We start from the raw sequence: 10059 nt of genomic DNA on the forward strand, positions 1-10059 counted from the left end.
ACCTTCATCATAACCAACATATCCTGGAGGCGCGCCAACCAATCTACTTACTGCATGTCGTTCTTGATACTCACTCATATCAATACGTGTCATCGCATTTTCATCATCAAATAGGTATTCTGCTAAAGCTTTTGCTAATTCAGTCTTACCAACTCCTGTTGTTCCTAAGAATAAGAAGGTTCCAATTGGCTTTTGTGGGTTTTGTAAACCTGCTCTAGAGCGTCTTACAGCATCACTAACCGCTTCAATAGCCTCTTCTTGCCCAACAACACGTTTGTGTAATTCGTCTTCTAATTTTAAAAGCTTCTCACGCTCACTCTGTATCATTTTAGTTACAGGTATTCCTGTCCATTTAGCAACGATATCTGCAATATCTTCGTAAGTGACTTCCTCTTTAATTAAGGCTGTTTCTTGTTGTTCTGATAATTGTTTTTGAAATTTTTCAAGCTGTTCAGTAGCTTCTTTTATTTTTCCATAACGGATTTCTGCTACTTTACCATAATCACCTTCACGCTCAGCGCGTTCAGCTTCTAGCTTATAGTTTTCTATATCTTGCTTTATATTCTGAACATTCTCTACAACTTCTTTTTCAGATTTCCACTTCGCATTAAGTTCGTTACGATCTTCTTTAAGATTGGCCAAATCCGCTTTTAAGCTTTTTAATTTGGTTTCATCCTTTTCACGTTTAATAGCTTCATGCTCAATTTCTAATTGCATTATTTTACGATCGAGCACATCTAGTTCCTCTGGTTTAGAATTGATTTCCATTCTTAATTTAGAAGCAGCTTCATCCATTAAATCAATGGCTTTATCTGGAAGGAATCTATTGGTAATGTAACGTTCCGATAACTCTACGGCACCAATAATAGCTTCATCTTTAATTCGAACCTTATGGTGTGTTTCGTATTTCTCTTTTATTCCTCTAAGAATAGAAATCGCACTTTCCGTATCTGGCTCGTTCACGATTACTTTCTGAAAACGACGTTCTAAGGCTTTGTCTTGCTCAAAATATTTTTGATATTCATCTAAGGTGGTTGCTCCAATAGCTCTTAGTTCTCCACGTGCTAAAGCTGGTTTTAAAATATTGGCAGCATCCATTGCGCCTTGTCCACCACCAGCACCAACTAAAGTATGAATCTCATCTATAAACAAGACGATATCTCCATCACTTTCAGTAACTTCTTTAATAACGGCTTTTAAACGTTCTTCAAATTCGCCTTTAAACTTTGCTCCAGCAATTAAAGATCCCATGTCTAATGCAAAAATTTGTTTGTCTTTTAGATTTTCTGGAATATCTCCATCTATAATTCTGTGTGCTAAACCTTCTGCAATAGCAGTTTTTCCTGTTCCTGGTTCACCAACTAAAATTGGATTGTTTTTGGTTCTACGCGATAAAATTTGAAGGATTCTACGTATCTCTTCATCTCTACCAATAACAGGATCTAATTTGCCATCTCTTGCTAACTGATTTAAGTTTTTAGCATATTTGTTGAGCGCGTTATAGGTTTCTTCTTGACTTTGAGATGTTACTCTGTCTCCTCTACGTAAGTCTTCGATAGCAGTATTTAAGCCTTTTTCTGTGACTCCTTGATCTTTTAAAATCTGTGCAATTTTACTTTTAGATTTGAATACAGCTAATACTAAATGCTCGATAGACACAAAGTCGTCATTCATTTTTTTAGCAATGATTGATGCTTCGTTTAGAGCTTTACTAGCGTCTCGAGAGAGCATAATATCTCCACCTGAAACTTTTGGAAAGCTTTCGAGCTCTTTATCTAATATTTGTTGAAGTATAGATACATTAACATTCAATTTCTTTAGAAGGAATGGCAATACGTTCTCATCAACATTAAAAAGAGCCTTAAAAATATGCTCATTTTCTATTTGTTGATGACCAAAACCTTGAGCAAGTTGTTGAGCTTGCTGTATGGCTTCTTGTGATTTAATTGTATAATTATTAAAGTTCATCTTTTAATTTTATTTTTTGTCTCCTTGAGCGCAGTCGAAAGGTTTAAAGTTTTCAATTGAGCTCAAACGAACATTGTTTTATTGTTGTGTTTGTTTATCTTTAGTCAATAATCTTACCAATGCATTCCGCAAGACAAAATGACTGATTTTGTTAGTGGTTACGTGACGTTTCGTCAGTTTGTAAGATTTATAAGTCTTAACGACTTACTAATTACAATCGTATATAAGTTATGGGGATTTTTAATAAAATATTTAGTGGTTCATCAGAATCAAAAGAAGAAAAAGTATTGCCTTGGTTGCCTTTAAATGCAGTTAACCAATTAGATAAAATTACAGAACAGTCTAAAGTCAAAACACAGCTTATTTTTAAACACTCTACGCGTTGTGGAATTAGTAGAATGGTAATGAATCAGTTTGTGTCTGCTTATGATGTAAACAGTAATGCGGATTTGTATTATTTAGATTTATTAAGTTATCGAGATGTTTCTAATGAGGTTGGATATAAATTTCAAGTAATGCACCAATCTCCACAATTACTAGTTTTGAAAAATGGAGTAGTGGTTGCACATGCCTCTCATGGCGGGATTAATGAGGTGGACTTAGAGAAATTTCTTTAGAATTACGTAGTTCTACGTATTGATTTTTTACTTTAGAAAAACTAACTTCGCCTACACGTGCTGAACTTGTTTCAGTAACGTTTGATATAAGTCATTAAAATGACGTCATATCAAATCATTATAAATAATTTATGAAAACACCACTGCAAACGATATTTTCTCTACTTTTTTTATTATTTGCAAGTATATGCTACAGTCAAAACTATAAATTTGATAAAATAGTAAAGAATAGTTTTTCTACTCAAATATTTCCGAATCAGGAACATACTGATCTATTCAATTCTGAAGATGATTCGTATCATATGCAGATACATAACCGTAACGATTCTCTTATATCTAGAATATTTGATACAAAAGAAAATAAAGTACATTATTTTCATATTGATAAATCAGATTCCTTAAAATTATATTTTATGGAAACAAAGAATATGACAAAAAACGTCACTGAAAATAAATTTGAATTCTCTGAAATAAAAGAAAAAAAAGGAACTAAAGAGATTACCTTTAAAATTCTAAATAACAGAAACAAGAAAGTTGCGAAATACAAGTTCATAATAAAAGAAACAGGCAAAAATTATTTCTCTGTATTTAAACTCTCAGCACTTGAGACACAATTATATAATAAGACAAAGCCACCATTTAACTTTATAATTTTAGAAGCGAAAGGAACAAATATCAGTGGAAGATATGTGAAATATAAACTAGAAACTATCGAAGATATTGACTTAAAAGTCACAATACCAAAATAAAAAACTATTTACAACACCGTGAATAATTAATTACATGGATAGTGTTTAAAGAGTTTCACGGAAATTCTGCTGAATTTCCTCTGTGCAGTTCCTTTTGCTATCTTAGAGCTCAAAGCAACTAACCATGCACAAACACTTTAAGCGCAATAAAAAAAAACTCAGAAACATGAGGTTTTTTTTAGTTCTAATTAAATTATAGAACTATCTAATACTTAATTAAAATCTTCTTATTAACTGTACTAAAGTTAGTTTCAACTTTTAACACATAACTCCCTTCTGAAACATCCTTCACAGGGACTTTAATTTCATTAGATAACGGTAAATTAGTTGAGTTCCATGAGGCAACTGTTTGCCCTAAAATATTAATTAAGTACAATTGTTTCACATCAATTCCGCTAGGTGTTTTAATATAGATTTCATCTGTGTTTTGAAGAAAGTTTACAGCTATAGCATTAGTATTTTGCTTAATAATCGATAGTGTTGTATCTTCTTGGAATACCAAATAGAACCTGTTACTGTAATTACCAGCTTCTAGAGTTAATTGGAAATTTAAATTATTTATTCTTGTATAGTTCTCTAATAAAGCATCATAAATAAAAACATCAATATTTTCTTCAAAGTTTTCAATCGTATTAAGGGCAATTTGTATTGGTCCACCATTAGTGATGTCAATATCCAAAGGATAAGATTTTGTAACATCAAAATTTCCAACTCCCTGAATTAAGAATTTTTCATCTTCAATACTAAAAGACATATCGTTAGGGAAACTTTCCGTATTGAGAGCGTCGTAACCATAATCTATAGCGTCTGTAGCATTGCCATTTTCAATAAATGCCAGTAATAGGTGTCTAACCGCATTTTCTGGTGTAATAAAATCAATTCTTACGGATTTATTTAAAGTATCGTTATCATCAGTAGTTGATGTAGCTGTAGCATTTCTAAGGAATACTGAGCTTGCTGTTGCTTCTGTTCTAAAAATTCGCTGTGTATTATTAAAAGTAATTGTACCACCTGTAGCATTACCTGTAACATAAAACCCTTGTGCGACTGGTACATAACGACCAGGTATTTGGTTTGCGTTTCCTTCACCATTAATTTCTGGTGGTGAAACAGCAGGCAAACCTCCAGATAAGTTACGTACAGCGTAACCTCCTTGATATTCTAATAAAAGATGAGTGCCATTTGATGGAGCGTGTTCCCAGAATGAAAGTGCACCATCTAACAATACAGCACTATTATCGAGAATAAAAGTATTGGCATCTATTGCAGAAGGATAAGGATTACCAATTAAGGCTTGGAAATTAGCAGATACAGGTGATGAAATTGTGCCATTGTTTGGTTGACCTACAAAGGTGTAATTTTGATTTGCACTTGGGCTTCCACTTCCTTTCATGGTATAACCTAAACCAACAGGGATATTGTTGTTTTCGTCAATTAAATTCCAGTCTGCATAAGAGTTTTCTAGATAATTTTCATAAAGATATAACCATCTGCGGCTTAGTGTTTTTGGTGTTGTTGATGGATCTGCATCAAAAGAGTTTGTCCAATTTAATGGCTGTGGATTTGAAACTGTAGTACCATCATACAAAGTACCTGCAATAGTGAATGTTGTTCCATTACTACTTACTGGAGACGTCCAATAGTTATAATTATAAAGGTTAGCTGTGCCTTGCTGATCGCGCTCTAATTGACCAGTTCCTGTATAATCTACAATACTTCCCATTGGTTGTATAAGTTGAGACTCACCAACTAAATTCAATGTGCCATCTATCTTTATATACTTTTCAACATAAATGGATTGATCATTACCAATGCTTAATCTATTGTTATCGATAAATAAGCCATTAATTGTTGTGCTTCCTATAATATTAGGTCTATTAGTAGTTACATCTGTTGTTATTCTTACAATATTCCAAGTTTGCTCTGCTCCTGTAATACTGTTAGTTCTTGAATTAGGAATTTGCTGAACAGAACCGTTTAACCAAGTAGCTTGATTATCCCAATCACCATTTGCTCCTGATATATATGGAATAGGAGCATTTTCTACCTGTGCGCCAGTCATTTTATTGAGTTTACCTTGTACTGATGAAATAGTTGAGATGTCTTGAATGTTACCATTTGCAATATTAGATTGTGGTCCAATGAGCATTTGATAGTAACCAACTAAATTATTCCACTGTAAACCTGTGATATCCATTTGAACTACAACACCACTTACGTTAGTGCCATTTGCTTCAATTTGCTGGTTCATCATTTCACGGATTTGGTTTTCTGATAATTCAGTATTCCAAATACGAACTTCATCTATAGCACCATTAAAATAATTTATAGGATTATTATTTGTTGTATCCATAGCTCCAATCATACTTTTATTAGAATTGACAGCTGGAGACGACCCAGTCGAATTAGTTCTAACCTCAAAACCATCGATATACATCGTATAAGTATTTGCACCATCGAATGTTACTGCAACATGATACCACTTGCTATTATTTATCACTGCAGTAGAAAACATTTGTTGATTATTCCAGCGGAAATAAAGCCTATGATTAATTAAAGTTAAATCATAACCAGAATTTAAGTTAGTGCTATTCCTTTTAGAAATTATAGTTTTAGTGCCATTAAGATTATCTGGATTTATCCATCCTTCAATACTGAATGCTGTAGCGTTTAAATCGTAATTATTGGCAAAACTTATATAATCTTCAGTACCATCAAACACAAGGTTGTTACCACAATCTGCAAAGATTACTGTTATTACATCAGTAGTATTATTACAAACACCAGTGTTTGTAGCTTCCCATTGTAAAGTATAGTTCTCTCCACTTTCTCCAGTAAACGTAGAATTATATGTAGTGATATCAGAGAAAAAATAAGTGCTTGGGTCTTGAGCTGAAGTAACAGACCATTGACCTGCAACATTGTTTGCTGCCAAAGTCACACTAAGGTCAGCACAGCTAGCTGCAGAATTGTCTATGTTAACACCTGCATTTGCTATGAAGTAAGGTGTTATCTCAATATCATAAGTATCTATTGCTGCTACACATGATCCAATAGGATCGTTTGAGGTGAATGTTAATGTAATAGTGCCAGATTCATTTACTCCAAAATTATAGGTTCCTGTTGATCCATCTACTGAAATCCCTGTAAAGTTTCCGTTGCCAGATGTAGTCCAAGTACCAGAAGAAGCACTTCCTGATAATGTTGAATTTACAGCTATGTTACCATTACCATAGCAAATAGGTGATGAGATTACTTGTATAACGACTTCTGGAGCTTCTTCGACTACTATAGTACCAGTTGCAGATTTTATATCGCAGCTTGAGGTCGTTGTTAACGTATAATTAAAAGTGCCGAATTCTGTAGGAGTACCGCTTATAATAAATTCTAGACCATCGAAAGAGGTCGTCAAACCTGTAGGTAATCCTATAATACTTGGTGCAGTTAAGCCTCCACCAACATCATAGGTAATATCTACTATTGGTAAGTTCTGACAAACTGTTTGACTAACAGTACCAACAGCTGATGTTAAATTGATAAAAGTTGATAAGGTCGCAAATGCAATGTCATCTAACCCAAAATCATTTCCACTTGCTGAAGCTTGTAAATTTTGGATTTCAATATTTGCAGAGGTGTTTGCACCTGAGTTCCATATACCATTGAAGCGTACCCAATTATCTGAGCCTGGATTATTATCATTTGGGTGAGCAGTTAGTACTGGAGCAGATCCTACGTTAGTACCATTTATGTTAAATGTTAATTGTGCAAAAGGTCCTATGTTATTTAAACTCATTGCCCAAGCCGAGAAAAAGTAATCTGTATTAGGTTCAACAGTAATAGTTTGCTTCCATACAGCCAAAGTATTACCATGTCCATTAACGATCATAAAATTTGGTGCACCATCACTAGTATGGTCTAGTCCCCAAAAATTAATATTCACATCTTGTCCATTTTGAGCAATAGAGTATCCATTATTTCCAGAATCATCAAAAAGTTCACCTTGCCCAACTGGCACAAGTCCTGGCTGATCTGCTACGTAATTGTAATCACTTGTAAAACCAACATTTCCTTGTGAAAAATTTCCGTTGACTATAAGCTCTTGAGCTACGCTTATAGTATAAGCTTCTGAACAGCCATTTGGTGTTGTACCAATAACTTGGTAATTACCAGCAGTGGCAACATATATCGTTTGGGTCGTCTCACCTGTAATCCATTCCCAAGAACTAATTGGGAGCGATGCATTGGCTACTAATTGAACCATGTTACTCTCATCTTGTGCAGTGCTTAGATCATCTGCAGGACAGTAATCTACAGAAACTGTTATATCTGGAGAAGGGTAAACATTTACGGTTATGGTTTGAGTTTCAGAACAACCATTACTATTCAATACTGTAACAGTATAATCTGTTGTTACATTTGGAGTAACAGTAATTTGGTCATTAGTATAAGAAGGTGTATTTGAACCTGCAGGTAAACCAGCATCTAATCCTGTGTTTGCAGTCCATGAATAAGTAAATGGGTTTATTGCAGTAGTTCCCTGAACTTGAAAGTTATCTAAATGGACATGTGGAGTGGCTTCATTAAATGCATTATAAGTATCCGTAGCAGAATCATATTCCCAATTAAAATCAGATCCATCATTCACATTTAATCTTAATTCTAAATTATTAGGATTATCCACTGATGCAGGTAATGTAAAAGTTACAGGAATCCAATTGTTAGCACCAGTAGGTAGTTGTACAGTTGTGAAATTTGTTACCCAAGTACCTCCATTTACTCTATAGTCTACAGTAGCACTTTTATTTAGTCCTAAACTTGAAACTCTTCTAATCTGAAAGTAAATTCTAAAGTCCTGATAGTTAGGTAAGTTAGTGCCTCCTATGTCAAAACTCCAATAGCCACTATCATCAGCGCCACCTGTCCAGAAGAAATCACCATCTTGCCAGTCATCATATTGACGTAATATACCACCACCTATAGTATTTTGTGTAAAAGCACCAGGGAAAGTTACAACGCCCTCTTGGTTTGGTCTAATAAATGGAAAAGCTCCATTTACACTAGATGTTATACCTGTAGGTTCTTGACCATTTAATTCACTGTAATTATCTCCTGAATTAAAATTATAATTAATAAGAGTTGTTTTGTCACCAGCACCTACTGCATTAATCGTTAATATACTTTGATCACCAGCACAAACAGGATCATTTGATGCTGTAATTGAATTTATTGCTGGTATATTTAAAACTTGAATAGAAGCTGTTGTCACGTTACAGCCATTAGTATCGGTGAATACAAAACTTACAACGCCAGAAGCAATAGCTGTTATATCACCAGCACTTGTAATAGTTGCTATACTAGTATCAGTAGTAGTCCATACACCTCCCGTAGTTGGTGATAAAGTATGTGTGTTATTAACACACATTTCATTATCACTTGGGAGATTACCAATTAGAGGTAAATCATTTATTGTTATCGAAAGATCTGAAGTACAACCATTAGCATCAGTAAATGTAAAAGTTGCTATTCCTGAAGAAGTAGGTGTAACGGTACCAAAACCGTTGACTGTTGCAAACCCAGATGTACTTACCCACCCTGAAGTTCCAGGTGTTAAATATCCATTGCTACCCATACAAAGACTAGCTGGACCAGAAACTATAGGTAATGGATTTACAGTCATAGTTATGATGTTACTCTGTTTAGGTATAGAACACGCAGATAAACTTGATTGCATTTCAACATAGACTTGATCTCCATTACTTAGTGGACTTATAGGTGTGAATGTTGAAATATTAGCGGCCTCACTAATACCATTAACAAACCATTCATATATTGGAGTTGCTCCACTATCTATTGTTGAGTCTATCGAAAAAGTCACATCTTCTCCAGCACAAATAGGATTATTATCTGCAACAATGTTTGCAACTGCATTTTGAGCAGGATCTTCCACAGTAACAGTAGCTGTACACGTAGAGAGTTGATTTGAAGTGTCTCTCACTGAAAGGGTTACTGTATTTGCTCCTATATTAGAACAATTGAATGTTGTAATATCTAATGACATTGATGAGATTCCACAATTATCTGAAGAACCATTATCAATGTCTGTAGGGACAATACTTGCAATACCAGAAGCATCGAGTTCAACACTTATATTTTGACAAACAGCATTTGGGTTTACATTATCTTCGATAGTTACAACTGCGGTACACGAATCGGTTTGCCCATTACCATCATCTACAGTAAGTAATACATTGTTAGTTCCAATATCTGCACAAGTAAAAGCAGTTTGCGATGCAGAAAATGAGATCGTTCCACAATTATCTGAAGAACTATTGTTTAAATCAGAAGCTAATATTGTTGCGTTACCAAAAGGATCTAATTGAATCGTTATGTTTTGACAAATAGCAATTGGATCAGTAGTATCGTCGTAATTATAAACTTGAGTTGCAGTCGTAGAGTTTCCGTTGCCATCATCAAAGGTCCACGTGATTGTAGTGCTACCACCTTCAACAAAAGATAGAGTGTCTGAAGTTGTACCAGTTATAGTTCCTGCACAGACATCAGTAGTTGTAGGAGCGGTTAATGTTCCGTTACAATCTACAGTTACAGCAGAAAGTGTTGGTGTTACAGGATCAGTAGTATCGTCGTAATTATAAACTTGAGTTGCAGTCGTAGAGTTTCCGTTGCCATCATCAAAGGTCCACGTGATTGTAGTGCTACCACCTTCA

General features: G+C 34.4%; 4 protein-coding genes. 2 read left to right on the forward strand and 2 right to left on the reverse strand.

Translation table 11 applies throughout. The annotated features are described in order from the left end of the window. The coding region (locus QZZ53_RS15120) for a Clp protease N-terminal domain-containing protein (protein ID WP_296386218.1) at nucleotides 1-1968 on the reverse strand (1968 nt) is incomplete at its 3' end. Nucleotides 1969-2198: 230 nt separating this feature from the next. Here QZZ53_RS15120 and ytxJ point away from each other — a divergent pair. Together ytxJ and QZZ53_RS15130 are read left to right on the forward strand one after the other, a co-directional pair. After that, on the forward strand, nucleotides 2199-2585 hold the full coding sequence (gene ytxJ / locus QZZ53_RS15125; RefSeq protein ID WP_296386220.1) for a bacillithiol system redox-active protein YtxJ: 387 nt from the start codon (nucleotides 2199-2201) through the stop codon (nucleotides 2583-2585). A 131-nt stretch (nucleotides 2586-2716) separates the two neighbouring features. After that, complete coding sequence (locus QZZ53_RS15130; protein WP_296386222.1) at nucleotides 2717-3334, forward strand: hypothetical protein; 618 nt, start codon at nucleotides 2717-2719, stop codon at nucleotides 3332-3334. 205 nt (nucleotides 3335-3539) lie between these two features. Here QZZ53_RS15130 and QZZ53_RS15135 read toward each other — a convergent pair. After that, a partial coding sequence (locus QZZ53_RS15135; protein WP_365940755.1) for a LamG-like jellyroll fold domain-containing protein occupies nucleotides 3540-10059 on the reverse strand: 6520 nt, incomplete at its 5' end.

This window comes from Winogradskyella sp., from assembly GCF_016744625.1.
GTDB lineage: Bacteria > Bacteroidota > Bacteroidia > Flavobacteriales > Flavobacteriaceae > Winogradskyella.